15 protein-coding genes and 1 riboswitch are annotated in these 16,331 nt (G+C 72.0%); of the genes, 11 read left to right on the top strand and 4 right to left on the bottom strand.

From position 1 onward, the window contains the following. Positions 1-12 precede the first annotated feature (12 nt). A complete protein-coding gene (locus ACFZBD_RS29075; protein ID WP_391145358.1) occupies positions 13-1,230 on the bottom strand; it encodes an MFS transporter in 1,218 nt (405 codons plus the stop codon). 110 nt (positions 1,231-1,340) lie between these two features. Here ACFZBD_RS29075 and ACFZBD_RS29080 point away from each other — a divergent pair, with 110 nt between their 5' ends. Further along, positions 1,341-2,498: an ROK family protein gene (locus ACFZBD_RS29080; protein ID WP_391145153.1), complete on the top strand. Its 1,158-nt coding sequence runs from the start codon at positions 1,341-1,343 to the stop codon at positions 2,496-2,498. A gap of 4 nt (positions 2,499-2,502) precedes the next feature. Here ACFZBD_RS29080 and ACFZBD_RS29085 read toward each other — a convergent pair whose 3' ends face one another. The 3 genes from ACFZBD_RS29085 to ACFZBD_RS29095 form a co-directional block, all read right to left on the bottom strand. Further along, complete coding sequence (locus ACFZBD_RS29085; protein ID WP_391145156.1) at positions 2,503-3,765, bottom strand: serine hydrolase; 1,263 nt, start codon at positions 3,763-3,765, stop codon at positions 2,503-2,505. A gap of 86 nt (positions 3,766-3,851) precedes the next feature. After that, a complete protein-coding gene (locus tag ACFZBD_RS29090; RefSeq protein ID WP_391145159.1) occupies positions 3,852-4,622 on the bottom strand; it encodes an NAD(P)H-binding protein in 771 nt (256 codons plus the stop codon). Between the two features lie 188 nt (positions 4,623-4,810). Beyond that, entirely contained in the window at positions 4,811-7,168 is a 2,358-nt protein-coding gene (locus tag ACFZBD_RS29095; RefSeq protein ID WP_391145161.1) for a chitinase C-terminal domain-containing protein, read from the bottom strand. 252 nt (positions 7,169-7,420) lie between these two features. Beyond that, positions 7,421-7,550: riboswitch (FMN riboswitch) on the top strand. A 176-nt stretch (positions 7,551-7,726) separates the two neighbouring features. On the opposite strand from ACFZBD_RS29095, the gene ribD reads away from it, so the two are divergent. The 10 genes from ribD to ACFZBD_RS29145 all read left to right on the top strand — a co-directional run bounded on the left by ribD (position 7,727) and on the right by ACFZBD_RS29145 (position 16,273). After that, positions 7,727-8,815, top strand: coding sequence for a bifunctional diaminohydroxyphosphoribosylaminopyrimidine deaminase/5-amino-6-(5-phosphoribosylamino)uracil reductase RibD (gene ribD / locus ACFZBD_RS29100; RefSeq protein WP_391145163.1), 1,089 nt, complete (start codon positions 7,727-7,729; stop codon positions 8,813-8,815). Positions 8,816-8,817: 2 nt separating this feature from the next. After that, complete coding sequence (locus ACFZBD_RS29105) at positions 8,818-9,426, top strand: riboflavin synthase (protein ID WP_391145166.1); 609 nt, start codon at positions 8,818-8,820, stop codon at positions 9,424-9,426. 44 nt (positions 9,427-9,470) lie between these two features. Then, positions 9,471-10,064, top strand: coding sequence for a nicotinamide mononucleotide transporter (locus tag ACFZBD_RS29110; protein WP_391145360.1), 594 nt, complete (start codon positions 9,471-9,473; stop codon positions 10,062-10,064). After that, entirely contained in the window at positions 10,061-11,350 is a 1,290-nt protein-coding gene (locus ACFZBD_RS29115; protein WP_391145168.1) for a bifunctional 3,4-dihydroxy-2-butanone-4-phosphate synthase/GTP cyclohydrolase II, read from the top strand. Before ACFZBD_RS29110 ends, ACFZBD_RS29115 begins: the two co-directional genes overlap by 4 nt. Before the next feature lie 36 nt (positions 11,351-11,386). Next, positions 11,387-11,872, top strand: a complete 486-nt coding sequence (gene ribH / locus ACFZBD_RS29120; protein ID WP_391145171.1) for a 6,7-dimethyl-8-ribityllumazine synthase — start codon at positions 11,387-11,389, stop codon at positions 11,870-11,872. 35 nt (positions 11,873-11,907) lie between these two features. Beyond that, a complete protein-coding gene (locus ACFZBD_RS29125; RefSeq protein ID WP_053643769.1) occupies positions 11,908-12,180 on the top strand; it encodes a phosphoribosyl-ATP diphosphatase in 273 nt (90 codons plus the stop codon). Positions 12,181-12,273: 93 nt separating this feature from the next. Then, positions 12,274-13,122 (top strand): ATP phosphoribosyltransferase, encoded by an 849-nt coding sequence (gene hisG / locus ACFZBD_RS29130; RefSeq protein WP_391145175.1) that lies wholly within the window; start codon positions 12,274-12,276, stop codon positions 13,120-13,122. A gap of 48 nt (positions 13,123-13,170) precedes the next feature. Next, the gene (locus ACFZBD_RS29135; RefSeq protein ID WP_391145178.1) at positions 13,171-13,623 is read left to right on the top strand and encodes a PH domain-containing protein; all 453 of its coding nucleotides are present in this window, start codon (positions 13,171-13,173) and stop codon (positions 13,621-13,623) included. Positions 13,624-13,832: 209 nt separating this feature from the next. Beyond that, a complete protein-coding gene (locus ACFZBD_RS29140; RefSeq protein ID WP_391145181.1) occupies positions 13,833-15,173 on the top strand; it encodes a CNNM domain-containing protein in 1,341 nt (446 codons plus the stop codon). Beyond that, positions 15,170-16,273 carry a CNNM domain-containing protein gene (locus ACFZBD_RS29145; protein WP_391145182.1) on the top strand — a complete coding sequence of 368 codons (1,104 nt, stop codon included), beginning with the start codon at positions 15,170-15,172 and terminating at the stop codon, positions 16,271-16,273. The genes ACFZBD_RS29140 and ACFZBD_RS29145 overlap by 4 nt, the downstream gene beginning before the upstream one ends. Positions 16,274-16,331: the final 58 nt, after the last annotated feature.

Here is a 16,331-nt window from a genome sequence, read left to right on the forward strand (position 1 = left end):
CGGGAGCCGCTCTCAGGAGGCCTTGCCCGAGCTCTCCCGGGCGCTGCCGCTCGCGGCCGGCGCCGACGTCCGGGCCCCCGGACGCAGCACCCCGGCGCCGAGCACCAGACCGAAGGCCAGCAGCGTGACCAGGCCGAAGGAGAAGGTGAGCGAGGTCGCGTCGGCGATGCCGCCGATCGCCGAGGGGGCGATCAGTCCCGAGGTGTACGTGATGGTGGCGACGCCTGCGATGGCCTGGCTCGGGTTGGGCCCGCTGCGGCCGGCCGCGGCGAAGGCGAGCGGCACGACGACCGCCACACCGAGGCCGATCAGACCGAAGCCGGCCATGGCGAGGGCGGCGTGCGGGGCGAGGACGACGAGCACCCCGCCGAGGGTGGCGGCGACGCCCCCGACCCGGACCGTCCGTACCGCCCCGAAGCGGTCCACCACCCGGTCGCCGACCAGCCGGGCGATGGCCATGGTGAGGGCGAAGGCGGTGGTGGAGGCGGCCGCGACCCCGGCGGAGGAGCCCAGCTCGTCCTTCAGGTAGACCGCCGACCAGTCGAGGCTGGCGCCCTCGGCGAAGACTCCGCAGAAGCCGATCGCGCCGATGACCAGGGCCGACTTCGGCGGCAGCGAGAAGCGCGGCGGGGGCTCCTCGTCCGGAGCGCTCTGCAGGTCGAGCACGCCCTGGCAGAAGACGATGCCCAGGGCCGTCAGGACCAGGGCGGCGATCAGATGGTGCAGCCGGGCGTCCGCGCCCAGATGGGCGGCGACGGTGCCGGCGGCGGAGCCGATGAGCGCGCCCACGCTCCACATCCCGTGCAGGCTGGACATGATCGACTTGCCGAGGCGGTTCTCCACCTCGACCCCGAGGGCGTTCATCGCCACGTCGGACATTCCGGCCGTGGCGCCGTAGACGAAGAGGGCCGCGCAGAGGCCGTAGATGCTCGGGGCGAGGGACGGCAGGATCAGGGCGAGCGTCCACAGCGTGAGCAGGCCGCGCAGCGCCGTGCGGGCGCCGAAGCGGTGGCTGATCGCGCCCGCCAGCGGCATCGCGAGGGAGGCGCCGATGGCGGGGAAGGCGAGGGCGAGGCCGAGCTGCCCCGCGCTCACGTCGGCGTGGTCCTGGATCCAGGGGATGCGGGTGGCGAAACTGCCGGTGACCGCGCCGTGGACGCAGAAGACGGCGGCGACGGCGAACCGGGCCCGCCGGAGCCGCTGGGTACTGAAGACGGTCTCGCCCGCCATGGGGCCCTCCCCGAAGCTGTCGCTGTCCTTGGCCATGATGCCGCCGTAAACTATCAGGAACCCTGCCTGATAAATAGTATGACCGCCGGAAGTCTGAGAGGATCCCGAGCATGCCCGCATCTCCGAGCACCGCCCGGGCCATCAACGACCGGCTCGCCCTGCGACTGCTCCAGGACGAGGGGCCGCTGACGGCGAGTCAGCTCAAGACGCTGACCGGGCTGTCCCGGCCCACCGTCGCCGACCTCGTCGAGCGGCTCCAGGGCTCCGGGCTCGTCCGGATCGTGGGGGAGTCCGGCGCCGAGCGGCGCGGCCCCAACGCCAAGCTGTACGGGATCGTCGCCGACCGCGCCCACCTCGCCGCCCTCGACGTGCGCACCCGCTCCGTCTCCGTGGTGGTCGCCGACCTCCTGGGCACCACGCTTGCCGAGGCGACCCTGCCCGTCGGGGACGGCACGGCCACCGAACCCGCCGTCGAGCAGGCGGTCGCCCTCCTCGAACGCACGGCGAAGGAGGCGGGGGTGGCGGCCCTGCACAGCGTCGGCATCGGCGCGCCCGGCCTCATCGACCCGGCCACGGGCGAGCTGAACGACTCCTCAGGGCTGCCCGCCTGGCACCGGCGGCTCGTGCCGGCCCTGCAGCAGCGCCTGCCGGCGACCGTGCTGGTCGAGAACGAGACCAATCTGGCGGCCGTCGCCGAGCAGCGGGTGGGGGCCGCCCAGGACTGCGACACCTTCGTGCTGCTGTGGCTGGGCCAGGGCGTCGGCGCGGCCGTCGTTCTGGACGGGCGGCTGCGCCGGGGCGCCTCCGGCGGCGCCGGGGAGATCGGGTTCCTGCCGGTCCCCGGCACCGGCGGGCTGCCCTCGGCGCACGACTGCGCGGGCGGCTTCCACGAGCTGGCCTGCGTGGCGGCTATCGACGCCCTGGCCGTCCGGCACGGCCTCGACCCCCGCACCGCCCTCGCCTCGGGGGACGGCCCCTTCCTCGACGCGCTCGCCGACCGCCTCGCCGTGGGCGCGGCCGCCGTCGTCTCGGTCCTGGACCCCGGCTGCCTCGTCCTCGGCGGCGAGACCGGCCACCGCGGCGGCCGGGAGCTCGCCGCCCGCGTCGAGGCCCGGCTCGCCGCCCTCTCGCCCCTGCGCACCGAGGTCCGTGCCACCGAACTCGGCGACGCGGCGGTCCTCCGGGGCGCCCTCCTGGCCGCCCGCGACGCCGCGCAGGACGAGCTCTTCGGCCCGCCGGACCACGGCGACCACGGGCGGCACGGCTAGGGGTTCAGCTGATCGTCAGTGGCTGGTCCGGGGCGAGTTCGGCGGCGATGCGCTCGGCGACCTCCTCGGCCGTGTTGCCCTCGGGCGTGTTCGCGGTCTTGGTCGTGGACACCGCGATGGCGAGGCGGTCGGAGGGGAGATAGGCCTGGATCGCCGCATAGCCGGAGAACGACGGGTTCTGCACCAGCCAGCTGTCGACCACGATGATGCCCAGGCCGAAGTGCGCGGCCTCGGTCTGCTTCAGACAGATCGTGGCGGGACAGGTGGCGGTCGCGCCGCCCAGGCCGACCGTGCCCGGGTCGAGGAAGGTGCGGTACGAGCGGGGCGAGAGGAGTTCGCCGCTGCCGATGGCCCGCGCGGAACGGGCCAGGTCACAGATGTCGGTGGTGATGACCGCGCCGGGCGCGGTGGTCCACGACGGGTTCCAGAAGGTGGACTCCTCGTAGAGCCCGCGATCGGAGGTGAAGGCGTGCAGGACCGGGCTCGGGATGTCCGGCGTGAAGTTGTTCTGCGTGTCGCGGAGCCCGAGAGGGCCCCAGATCCGTTCCTGCAGGAACTCGTCGATCCGGGTGCCGGTGATCTTCTCCAGCGCCTGGGTCAGGAGCAGGTAGTTGGCGTGGGAGTAGCTCCAGTTGGTGCCGGGCTCGTACCAGAACGAGTGGCTGTACGGGAACGCCAGCAGCTCGTCCGGGGTCCACTGGCGGAAGGGGTGGGCGGTCAGCTCGGCCCCGAACGCCGGGTCCGTCACGTAGTCGTGGAGGCCCGTGGTGTTGGAGGCCAGCATCCGCAGGGTGATCCGCTCGGCCTTGGGCACGTCGGGCAGCCAGCGCTCCACGGTGTCGTCGAGCGAGACCTTCCCCTCCTCGACCAGCTGGAGGAGGGCCGTGGCGATGTGGGCGAAGACCACGGAGCCGGCGCGGAAGTGCATGTCCGGCTGGGCCGGGACCCCGGTCATGGACTCGCCGAGCGCGTCGGTGAGGACCTCGCGCCCGTCGATGGTGACCTTCAGCTCCACCGAGTTCAGCTTGAGGTCCTTCTTGGCCTTGCGGGTGATGTCCAGGACCTTGCGGGCCTGCGCGTCGAGGGGACGCTCGGTCCGTACGCAGTCGCGGTCGCCGTGATGGCCGGGTCCCTCCGCGAACGCGGTCGTGGTGGCCGGGGCCTGGACGGTGGCGGCGAGGAGAGCGGCGCAGAGCAGAGCGCGGCGGGCCCGTGCACGCGCACGCGGGCGCGGGCGCGTGCGGGTGGAGGCGGGGGTGCGTGTCATGCCCGCACTATGGCGGGAAGGACACGGCTGATTCGCCCGAACACTCCGCAAAGTGCGCGAGACGTGCCCAAGTGGTGCAGAGCGGACTAGGTCGAAGGACGGCCGGGAGCGCCGCTCCCGTCGTCGAACCGAGCCGCCAGGAACTCCTCGAACGTCACCCGCCCCACCGCCGACTCCGGGGCCAGGTGTCCTCCGAGCCGCAGTCCCCGGTACGTCCGCCCCGGCAGGGGCACCTCGACGATCCGCCGCCGGCGCCCGCTCGCCCGCAGGTACGCCTCGGCCAGCTCGGGGAAGGTGAGCACCTCGGGCCCGCCCATGTCCGCCACGCGCCCGGCAGGGTCGCCCGTCGCGAGTTCCGCGAGACGGGCCGCGGCCTCGGTGACCTCCAGGGGCTGGTCCCGTACGCCCTTCGGGAGCACCATGACCGGCGGTTTGGCCAGGCCTTGGAGGAGGCGCAGGATCAGGTCGTGGAACTGTGTCGTCCGCAGGATCGTCCAGCCGACCCCGGACTGCTGGAGCCGCCGCTCCACGGCGTACTTGGTGCGGTAGTAGCCCAGCGGGACCCGGTCGACGCCGACGATCGAGATGTAGAGCACGTGCGGGACGCCCGCCCGCTGCGCTGCCTCGATCAGGTGGTCGGCCGCCTCCTCGTCGCCCCGGGTGATGTTCGTGCAGTGGACGATCGCGTCCACGCCCCGGACCGCCCGGTCCAGCAGCGGGCCGCCCCTGCGCAGGTCGACGGCGAAGGGAGGGGAGTGGCGGCTCAGGACGCGGACCTCGTGGCCGTCGGCGCGCAGCCGGTCGCACACCGGGCGGCCGAGGGTGCCCGTGCCGCCCGTCACCAGGATCGTGGTCATGCCTCCAGCGTGAACGCCTTCGCCGCGACCCGCACACGCGGGCCGCGGCGAAGGCCGGGGAGGACCCGGCGACGGCAAGGGCCGTGAATTCCGCCGCCGGGCGTTTCGAGGGGGGGAGGTCGTCCCCGTCCTGCCGGACGGCCTTCAGACCGTCCTGCTGTCCGGCCGTCCGGGGGCCGTCAGCGGGTTCAGCAGGCGCCGAGGTCCTTCCAGACGCCCCACTGGCCGGTCGTGCCCGGCTCCTCGTTCTGGGTCCACCACTGGGCCTTCCACGTGCGGCCCTTGTGCGCGACCTCGTTGCCGGAGTTGTAGATCGTGCCGGCCACGTACGCCGGAGCCGTGCAGCTGCCACCCGGCGGCGTGGTCGGCGGCGTGGTCGGGGGAGTCGTCGGCGGGGTGGTGGGCGGGGTCGTGGGCGGGGTGGTCGTCCCGGGCTCCACCACCGTCGTCCCGCGCGCCAGGTCACCGGCGAGCGCGTACGTCGTGCCGCTGATGTTCACCGTCCAGTTCGAGGGCGTGGAAACCGGCAGGTAGTAGTTGAACGCCAGGTCCACGGTCGCGCCCGGTGCCAGCGACTGCCAGGCCGGGAGCTTCAGAGACACCCGGTGGAAGTCGCCCTTCAGGCCGCCGACATTGCCGCCGGTGTGGTCGCTGCTGATCACCTTCGTACCGAAGCCCGACTGGTCCGAGGCGTTGCCCGGCGCGGCCGTCGCGTAGTCGAACCGGAACTCCGTGCCGCCCGGCAGCGCGGTGGCCGTGTTGTTGGTGATCTTGATCTTCGGGGTGATCGGGTAGTTGGAGTCGCCCAGCTTGAACTCGGTGAACTCCACGCCCACGTTCACGGCCTTCGTCGGCAGCGCGGCGTTCGACTTCTTGGCGCCGTACGGGGTGGCTGCCTTGAACTTGTCGTACATCAGCGAGGTGAGGGTGTCACCCATCTCGTACTGGCCCTTGGCGGCGTTCCAGTCGTAGTCGCCCGCCATCTCCCAGATCATCGTGCCGCCGATGCCCCGGTCGACGACGTAGTCGGCCTTGGCCGCCACCGACTGCTCGTCCTCGGTGGAGAGGAAGACCTTCTTCTGCGCGTTCCACAGCCACGGCGCGACCAGGGTCGCGTCGTACTTGCGGGCGTAGGTGCCGGTCAGGGTGGTGTTCGCCGGGAAGCCGTACCGGGTGACGTAGTCGCCGACGATCCCCTTCTCGAGGTTCTTGGCGTGCCACATCGGGTTGGAGCCGGCGGGCGACTCGACACCGTTGGTGTCCTTGTCGTGCCAGAGGTTGTCGATGCCGGAGGCGCCGTCGCCGCACTTGGTCAGGCCCGACCCGGCCGGGCAGGTGGTGGCCGCCGCCTTGCCCCACAGGCCGTCCGTGCCGCCCTGCACGTTCTTGTGGCCGCGGGTGTAGTAGGGCAGGCCGATGTTGATCCGGCCGGCCGGCATGGAGCCGCGGAAGTAGTGGTACGCCCAGTCGGTGTTGAGGTAGCCGATGCCGCCGTACTGCGAGGAGCCGTAGACGTTGGCGGCGGCCAGCTCGGCGTCCTTGCCGTCGTCGAAGAGCGAGGCGTTGGGGCCGACGTACTCGTTCCAGGCGCCGTGCAGGTCGTAGGACATGATGTTGACGTAGTCCAGGTACTTCTGGCTCTGGTACGTCTCCATGCCGCGCAGCAGGTAGCCCGAGGACGGCGCGGCGACGGTGAGCAGGTAGTGCTTGCCGTCGGCGGCGCCGGCCCGGTCGAGCCTCTCGCGCAGCGACTTCATCAGCGCGTCGTAGCCCTTGACCAGACCCGCCCGGCGGGCGTTGGAGATCTGCCAGTCGAGCGGGTTGCCCGCGTCCTTCATCGTCGTCGGGTACTCGTAGTCGATGTCGACGCCGTTGAAGCCGTACTTCTTGATGAAGGCGACGGCCGAGTCCGCGAACGTGTCGATCCCGGCCTGGTTGACCGAACCGTCGGCGTTGGTGGCCATCGAGTAGAAGCCGCCGGAGTTCACCCGGCTTCCGTTGTCGGCGAAGTAGCCGCCGGTCTCGGCCCAGCCGCCGACCGAGATCAGCGTCTTGACGTCCGGGTGCTGCTTCTTGAACTTGTTCAGCAGGTTGAAGTGGCCCTTGTAGGCGAAGCCCGGGTCCATCTCGGCGCCGGCGACACCGGGCCAGGTCATCCCGGTGGCCGCGTTCTCCGGCCCGTCCGTGCCCACCGACAGCTTGTTGTCGGAACCGATGTGCCCGAAGGCGTAGTTGATGTGGGTGATCTTGTCCCACGGGATGTCGTCGGCGAGATAGGCGGGCTCGCCGTTCTTGCCGGTGCGCCAGCCGGTGAAGTAGCCGATGACCCGGCGCTGGTGGTCCGCGCCCATCTTCTCGCGACCCTCGGTGTCGTAGACCGAGCAGTACGGGACGTCGACGCCGGGCGTCTTGTACAGCCCGTCCGGCCGACAGGACTCGTTGTCGGCGGCGTACGAGACGCCGCCGGAGAGCGAGCTGATCAGCAGTCCGGCGACGGCCGCGCCGGATGCGAGCAGCGAGGCTCTCGTCTTCGCGGGGGACAGCACGATCGGTTCCTCCTGGGAGGTGGGAGAACACAACGAACAAAGGGGTGGGTCGTGTTGGGCCCGTGGAGTGCGCACACCGGCGGGCGGTACCTCGGAGGTGACACGGAGATTAAGAGGACTAGACCAGTGCGTCAATAGGTCTGGACCAAAGTGGTGCCGAAGTGGGGAGAACGCGCGCCTTGTGAGCCAGCCCACAGGGCATCACCCGCATGGCCGACGAGCGGCCGTGGCACACTGGCCCTGTATCAGCAGCAGCGCACTCCGGGGTCGGTGTAATTCCGAACCGGCGGTATAGTCCGCGACCCGTCCGCAGCCAGCGGCCGGTTGACCAGGTGAGATTCCTGGACCGACGGTGAAAGTCCGGATGGGAGGCAGTGCGCGGCGGGCGACCCCTTCACGGGCGCGCCGGCCGTTTTCCGCTGGTCGCCGCAGCCGGTCCGCCGGCGTGCCGGGCGACCGGTGTATTCGGCCTCGGTGTCCCCCCGTGAGGCGTTGTCCCCGCTCTCTGTCGACATCGACAGGCCCCGGAGTCCGTGCCCGAAGAGGCAGGAGGACCCGGTGGCCACGCCAGCCGATGTGAACGCCATGCGCCGAGCCGTCGAGCTCGCCGCCCGCGGACTCGGCTCCACCAGCCCCAACCCGGTCGTCGGCTGCGTCATCCTCGACGCCTCCGGCCACCAGGTGGGCGAGGGCTTCCATCAGCACGCCGGCGGCCCGCACGCCGAGATCCACGCCCTGCTCCACGCCGGCGTCCTCGCCCGCGGCGGCACCGCCTACGTCACCCTCGAACCCTGCAACCACACCGGCCGCACCGGCCCCTGCGCCCAGGCCCTCGTCGAGGCCGGGATCAGCCGGGTCGTGTACGCCGTCGGCGACCCGAACCCGCAGGCCATGGGTGGTGCGGACACCCTCCGAGCGGCCGGCGTCGAGGTCGTCGAAGGCCTCCTCGCGGACGAGGCCGAGGCGGGCAACCTCGCCTGGCTCACCTCCGTACGCCGCGGCCGCCCCTTCGTCCGGTGGAAGTACGCCGCCACCCTCGACGGCCGGATCGCCGCCGCCGACGGCAGCTCCCGCTGGATCACCTCCGCCGAGTCCCGCGCCGACGTCCACCGTCTGCGCGCCGAGTCCGACGCCGTCGTCGTCGGTTCCGGCACCGCCCGCGCCGACGACCCCCATCTGGCCGTACGCGGCATCGAGGGCGCCGTCCAGCCGCTGCGCCTCGTCGTCGACACCCACGCCGACGCCGTGAAGCCCGGCGCCCGGGTCCTCAACGACGCGGCCCGCACCGTGATCGCCGTGGCCGAGGACCTCCTTCCGGAGGAGACCCTCCACTTCCCCGAGACCTGGTGGCTGCCCCGCGCCCCCGGCGGCGGCCTCGTCATCCCGGAACTCCTCGCCATGCTCCACCAGCAGGGCGTCCGCTCCGTCCTCCTCGAAGGCGGCCCCACCCTCGCGGGCGCCTTCGTCGCCGCGGGAGCCGTCGACCAGGTCGTCGGCTACCTCGCCCCGGTCCTCCTCGGCGCCGGGCCCCAGGCCCTCGCCGACGCCGGAATCACCACCATCTCCGACGCGTTGCGGCTCGATGTCACCGAGACCGTCCGCATCGGCCCCGACCTCCGTATCACCGCCACCCTCAAGGGAGCCTGACCGTGTTCACCGGAATCGTCGAAGAACTGGGCGAGGTCACCGCCGTCGAGCAGCTGGAGGACGCCTCCCGCTTCCGACTGCGCGGCCCCCTGGTCACGGAAGGCGCCAAGCACGGCGACTCCATCGCCGTCAACGGTGTCTGTCTCACGGTCGTCGAGTTCGGCGACGGGGAGTTCACCGCCGACGTGATGGCGGAGACGCTCAAGCGCTCCTCGCTCGGAGCCCTCGACGTGGGCTCCCGGGTCAACCTGGAGCGCCCCATGGCCGTCGGCGACCGCCTCGGCGGACACATCGTCCAGGGCCACGTCGACGGCACCGGCACGGTGCTCGAGCGCACCCCGTCCGAGCACTGGGAGATCGTCAAGGTCGGCCTGCCCGCCCACCTCGCCCGCTACGTCGTCGAGAAGGGCTCCATCACGGTCGACGGCGTCAGCCTCACCGTCGTCGAGGTCGGGGACGACTGGTTCACCATCAGCCTCATCCCCACCACCCTCGCCCTCACCACGCTCGGCATCAAGCAGAGCGGCGCCCCCGTGAACCTCGAGGTCGACGTCATCGCCAAGTACGTCGAGCGGCTGCTCGGCACCGAAGCCAAGGAGAACCTGACGTGAGCTGGCTCAACTCCGAGGCCTTCACCGCCTTCGGTCAGCACATCATGTGGTCCGACATGATCGGCAACACGATCGGCCTGATCGCCCTCGCGCTCGGCTGGCGACGCTCCATCCTCACCTGGCCCGCGCAGCTCCTCTCCGGCGTCATCCTGGTCGGCGCCTACGCCTCCGCCCACCTCAGCGGCGGCGTCGGCAAGCAGCTCCTCGTCATCGGCGTCGCCGCCTGGGGCTGGTGGCAGTGGAACCGCGGCCGGCAGCAGGCCCAGGACGGCTCCATCGCCGTCCGCTTCGCCACCTGGAAGGAGCGCGGCCTGCTCCTCGGCGGCGCCGTGGCCGGCACCCTCGCGGTCGGCGGCCTCTTCACCCTCTACCCGTCGCTCTCCTGGAGCCCCTGGGCCGACGCGTACATCTTCGTCGGCACGCTCGTCGCGATGGTCGCCCAGGCCCGCGGCCTGGTCGAGTTCTGGTTCGCCTGGCTCCTCGTCGACCTGGTCGGCGTCCCCCTCGCCTTCAACAGCGGCCTCGCCTTCTCCGGCCTGGTCTACGTGATCTACTTCGCCCTCGTCATCTGGGGCATGCGCGACTGGTGGCTCCGGACGCGCACCGCTCCCTCGGCTCTGGAAGGAGCACACGCATGAGCCACCCCGTCAGCGCCCTTCCGCCCTGGGACGCCACCGACCTCTCCCTCGACCCCGTCGAGCAGGCCATCCGCGACATCGCCGCCGGCCGGCCCGTCGTCGTCGTCGACGACGAGGACCGCGAGAACGAGGGCGACCTCGTCATCGCCGCCGAGAAGGCCACCCCCGAGATCGTCGCCTTCATGATGAGCGAGTGCCGCGGCCTCATCTGCGCCCCCATGGAGGACGACGAACTGGAGCGCCTCCAGCTCCCGCAGATGGTCGAGCACAACACCGAGTCGATGCGCACGGCCTTCACCGTCTCCGTCGACGCGTCCCCCGCCCACGGCGTCACCACCGGCATCTCCGCCGCCGACCGCGCCACCACCCTGCGCATGCTGGCCACCGGGACGTACGAGCCGTCCGACTTCGTCCGCCCCGGCCACATCTTCCCGCTGCGCGCCCGGGACGGCGGCGTCCTCGTCCGCAACGGCCACACCGAGGCAGCGGTCGACCTCGCCCGGCTCGCGGGCCTGCGCCCGGCCGGAGCCATCGTCGAGATCGCCGGCGAGGACGGCGTGATGCTGCGCCTGCCCGAGCTCGTCCCGTTCGCCCGCAAGCACGGCCTCACGATCATCTCGATCGAGGACCTCGTCGCCTACCGCCGCTCCGCCGAGCCGACCGTCCGCCGCGAGGCCGAGGTCCGGCTCCCCACCGCGCACGGCGACTTCACCGCGTACGGCTACCGCTCGACCGTCGACGGCGTCGAGCACGTCGCCCTCGTCCACGGCGAGATCGGCGAGGGCGAGGACGTCCTCGTCCGGGTCCACTCCGAATGCCTCACCGGCGACATCTTCCACTCGCTGCGCTGCGACTGCGGCCCCCAGCTGCAGGCCTCCATGGACCGGATCACCGAGGCCGGCCGCGGCGTCGTCGTCTACCTCCGCGGCCACGAGGGCCGGGGCATCGGCCTGCTGTCCAAGCTGCGCGCGTACGAGCTCCAGGAGCGCGGCCGCGACACCCTGGACGCCAATCTGGAGCTGGGCCTGCCCGCCGACGCCCGCGACTACGCGGCCGGGGCGCAGATCCTCGTCGACCTCGGGGTCCACAGCCTGCGGCTGATGACCAACAACCCCGAGAAGATCTCCGCCCTCACCCGCTACGGCCTCACGGTCGAGGGCCGCGAGCCGATGCCGGTCCAGGCGGGCGAGCACAACCTCCGCTACCTCCGCACCAAGCGGGACCGGATGGGACACGACCTCCCGTGGCTGGACGGCGTCCCCGCCTCCACCTGCGCCAACCAGTAACCACCAGCACGTCACCCGTACCGAGCAAGGAGAGACATGAGCGGCAAGGGCGCACCCGTCCTCAGCGTGAAGAACTGCGGCGACCTTCGGGTCGCGGTCATCGCGGCGCAGTGGCACGAGAAGATCATGGACGGACTCGTCGACGGCGCGCTCCGCGCCCTGCACGAGCTGGGCATCGACGAGCCGACCCTGCTCCGCGTGCCCGGCAGCTTCGAGCTGCCCGTGGTGGCGAAGGTCCTCGCCGGACGCGGCTACGATGCCATCGTCGCCCTCGGCGTCGTCATCCGCGGCGGAACGCCGCACTTCGAGTACGTGTGCCAGGGCGTCACCCACGGCCTCACCCAGGTCTCGATCGACACCGGCGTACCCGTCGGCTTCGGCGTCCTGACCGTGGACAACGAGGAGCAGGCCCTCGACCGGGCCGGCCTCGAAGGCTCGAACGAGGACAAGGGCCACGAGGCCGTCACCGCCGCCGTCGCCACCGCGACCACGCTGCGCACGGTCAGCGAACCCTGGCGCTGAGTGCGTGACCCTCACCCCGTACTCTTAGGACCATCATGGCGAACAAAACCTTCGAAGAGCTCTTCGCCGAGCTCAAGCTCAAGGCCGAGAACGGCGACCCGGCCACTTCCCGCACCGCGGAACTGGTGGACAAGGGTGTCCATGCCATCGGCAAGAAGGTCGTCGAGGAGGCCGCCGAGGTCTGGATGGCCGCCGAGTACGAGGGCAAGGAAGCCGCCGCCGAGGAGATCTCGCAGCTGCTGTACCACGTCCAGGTGATGATGGTCGCCCGCGGGATCTCGCTCGACGACGTCTACGCCCACCTCTGATCCGCCGGCCCTCGGCCGTACCGGACCCGAGCGCACCACACCGCACCGCCCGCGAAGTCCCAGGCACACTCCCAGGCAAAGGAAGCCACTCCCATGCTGCGCATCGCCGTTCCCAACAAGGGTTCCCTCTCCGGACCTGCGTCGGAGATGCTCCATGAGGCCGGCTACCGCCAGCGCAAGGAGTCCAAGGAACTCGTCGTCATCGACCCCGACAACGAGGTCGAGTTCTTCTACCTGCGGCCGAAGGACATCGCGATCTACGTCGCCTCCGGCAAGCTGGACATCGGCATCACCGGCCGCGACCTGCTGCTGGACTCCGGAGCCAACGCGGAGGAGATCCTCCCGCTGAACTTCGGCCGCTCGACGTTCCGTTACGCCACCCGTCCGGGCACCGCGAAGGGCCCCGAGGACTTCGGCGGCATGACCATCGCGACCTCGTACGAGGGCATCGTCGCCAAGCACCTCGCCGACCAGGGCATCGACGCCTCCGTCGTCCACCTCGACGGCGCCGTCGAGACCGCGATCCAGCTGGGCGTCGCCCAGATCATCGCGGACGTCGTGGAGACCGGCACCAGCCTGCGCAACGCCGGCCTCGAGGTCATCGGCGAGCCCATCCTGAAGTCCGAGGCCGTCGTCATCCGGCGCAACGGCGCCGACGCGGACCACGCGCAGGTGCAGCAGTTCCTGCGCCGTCTCCAGGGCGTCCTGGTCGCCCGCTCGTACGTGATGATGGACTACGACTGCCGCGCCGAGCACCTGGAGCAGGCCGTCGCCCTCACCCCCGGCCTGGAGTCGCCGACGATCTCCCCGCTGCACAACGAGGGCTGGGTCGCCGTCCGGGCGATGGTCCCGGCCAAGGAGGCGCAGCGGATCATGGACGACCTGTACGAACTGGGTGCCCGCGCCATCCTGACGACGGCCATCCACGCCTGCCGCCTCTGACGGCCCGGCACCGCACCCCACCGCACCCAGGTACGAAGGAACAGCGTGATGTCCGAGCCGGCGACGCCCTCCCTCCCGGTCACCTTCCGGCCGGGCCGCACCCGCGCGGTGCTGCTGACCGTGGGCACGGTGATGTTCGCCGTGATCACCGCCGTCGCGCTGATGCTGGAGAAGCTCGGCCCGGGGGAGCGGATCAGCTTCGTCTTCACGGCGGCGCTCTTCCTCGGCGTCCTCATGCTGCTCAGCCGGCCCAAGGTCGTCGCCGACAAGAACGGCGTCACCGTCGTCAACATCACCCGGACGCGCCGACTGGCGTGGGCCGAGATCCTGCGGGTCAATCTGCGGCCCGGCGACCCCTGGGTCTTCCTGGACCTGAGCGACGGCACGAGCATGCCGGCGCTCGGCATCCAGCCCGGCATCGCCAAGCAGCAGGCCATCCGCGACGCCCGCGCGCTGCGGGCCCTGGCGGACGCCCGCGGCGCCGGCCCGGAGACGGCCTGAGTCGCCCAAACGGGGGCAGACCCCCTGCCCCGCGCCCGGCCGGCGTGATTACTCTGGAGGCGGTGGTGCCGAGCGGCACCGCCGCCTCGCACGTGCACGGCCGCCATCGGCGGCCGCGAGGCCTCCCTGCGACCCGAGGAGTGACTCCCTCCAGCAATGGACGGATCGTCCGGTAGTACCCGCGCCGCCACCTCCACGGAGGCGGCGGCATGATCATCCCGCTTCTGCTGCTCACCGCGGCATTCCTTCTGATCCTCGCCAACGGCTTCTTCGTGGCGGCCGAGTTCGGCCTCGTCACCGTCGAACGCCCCGACGCCGAACGGGCCGCGGCCGCCGGTGACCGACGCGCCCGCACGGTCGTCAAGGCCCTGCGCGAGCTGTCCTTCCAGCTCTCCGGCACCCAGCTCGGCATCACCCTCACCTCGCTCGTCGTCGGCATGCTCGCCGAGCCCGCGCTCGCCCGGCTCCTCGACGCGCCCCTGACCTGGACCGGCCTGCCCGAGGGCGCCGTCCCCGGCATCGCCGTCGGCATCGGCATGCTGCTCGCCTCCGCCGTCCAGATGGTGCTCGGCGAGCTGGTGCCCAAGAACTGGGCGGTCTCGCGGCCGCTCCAGGTGGCCCGGTTCGTGGCCGGCCCGCAGCACCTCTTCTCGACCGTCTTCCGCCCGGTGATCTCCCTGCTCAACAGGGTCGCCAACCGGCTGGTACGGCTCCTGGGCGTCGAGCCCACCGACGAGCTGGACTCCGCGCGCACCCCCGGCGAGCTGGTCTCGCTGGCCCGGCACTCCGCCCGCGCGGGCGCGCTGGAACAGGACACGGCCGACCTCTTCGTCCGGACCCTGACCCTGGGCGGGCTCACCGCGCAGCACGTCATGACCCCCCGGGTGAAGATGAGCGCCCTCCGGACCGACGCCACCGCGGCGGACGTCCTCAACCTCACCCGCGCCACCGGTCTCTCCCGCTTCCCGGTCTACCGCGAACGGATCGACGAGATCGTCGGCATGGTCCACCTCAAGGACGCGCTCGGCGTCCCCCCGGACGACCGGCCGCGCACCCCCGTCGCCCGGATCGCGGTCCCGCCGCTGCTCGTCCCCGAGACCCTCCAGGCCCAGACGCTCCTGGAGCGGCTGCGGCGCGAGCAGCCGATCGCCGTCGTCGTCGACGAGTACGGCGGCACCGCCGGCGTCGTCACCCTGGAGGACATCGTGGAAGAGCTGGTCGGCGAGGTCCGCGACGAGCACGACCTCGCCGCCGACGAGCGGCCCGAGCTGGCCACCGCCCCCGCCGAGGACGGCCGGCCCGCCTGGGACGCCGACGGCTCCTGCCGGGTCCACACCCTGCACCGGATAGGCCTCGACGTGCCCGACGGACCGTACGAGACGGTCGCCGGGCTCGTCGCCGATCTCCTCGGCCGGATCCCGGCCCCCGGCGACCGTGCGGAGCTGCCCGGCTGGCGGCTCTCCGTACGGCAGGTCGACCGCTATCGGGCCGAGCGCGTACGGATCGTGCGCACCGCGGAGCTGCCCCTCGCCGCGGAGGCGGTCCGATGAGCCTGCTCCCCCTGCTGTTCGCCGTCCTCCTCGTGGTGGCCAACGGCTTCTTCGTCGGCGCCGAGTTCGCGCTCGTCTCCGTACGCCGCAGCCAGATCGAGCCGCTCGGCGGCAAGCGGGCCCGTCAGGTGCTGTACGGCCTGGAGAACCTGCCCCAGATGATGGCGGCGGCCCAGTTCGGCATCACCGTCTGCTCGTTGACGCTCGGCGCGGTCGCCGAACCGACCGTGGCCCGGCTGCTCGAACCCGTCTTCCACCTCCTGCGGGTGCCGGAGGGCCTGATCCATCCGCTGGGGTACGTCCTGGCGCTGGCCGCGGTCGTCTTCCTCCACCTCGTCATCGGCGAGATGGTGCCCAAGAACCTCGCGATGGCGGCCCCCGAACGGACGGCGCTCTGGCTCGCGCCCGCCCTGGTCGGCTTCGCCCGGCTCTGCCGTCCGGTGACCCGCGCGCTGGGCGCCTGCTCCCGGCTGGTGCTGCGCGCCTTCAAGGTGGAGCCGAAGGACGAGGTGGAGGCCGTCTTCACCAGCGCCCAGCTCGGACGCCTGGTGGAGGACGCCGGTCTGGCCGGACTCCTCGAACCGGCCGAGCAGGAGCGCCTGGAGGACGCCCTCGAACTGGGCAGCCGCCCGGTGACGGACGTCCTCATCGCCCCGGCGGGGCTGGTGACGGTCACCCCCGCGGTCACCCCGCGCGAGATCGAGGAGCTGACCGTCCGCACCGGCTTCTCCCGTTTCCCGGTGTGCGCGGAGGGCCGCGGGACGTACATGGGCTTCGTGCACGTCAAGGACGTCCTCGACCTGGAGGAGCGCGAGCGGGCGGTGCCGCAGCACGTCTGGCGCCCGATGGCGACGGTCCGCGCCGAGCTGCCGCTGGACGACGCGCTGACCGTGATGCGCCGGGCGGCCACCCATCTCGCCCAGGTCTCCGACGGCTCGGGCCGGATCCTGGGCCTGGTGGCCCTGGAGGACGTCCTGGAGATGCTGGTCGGCGAGGTCCGCGACCCGGCCCACCGCACTCCCGCGCCGACGGCTCCCCGCCTGACCGAGCCCCGCCCGGAGAGCCGTCCGGAGCGCCCGGCGGGGGTTCTGACCGGGTGACGAGCCGACGGGGGCGGGGCCGTCCGGCCGGGCGCCTGGCGAGGTTCCCGGCCGGCGG

The organism is Streptomyces sp. NPDC008121 (genome assembly GCF_042957155.1).
Lineage (GTDB): Bacteria > Actinomycetota > Actinomycetes > Streptomycetales > Streptomycetaceae > Streptomyces.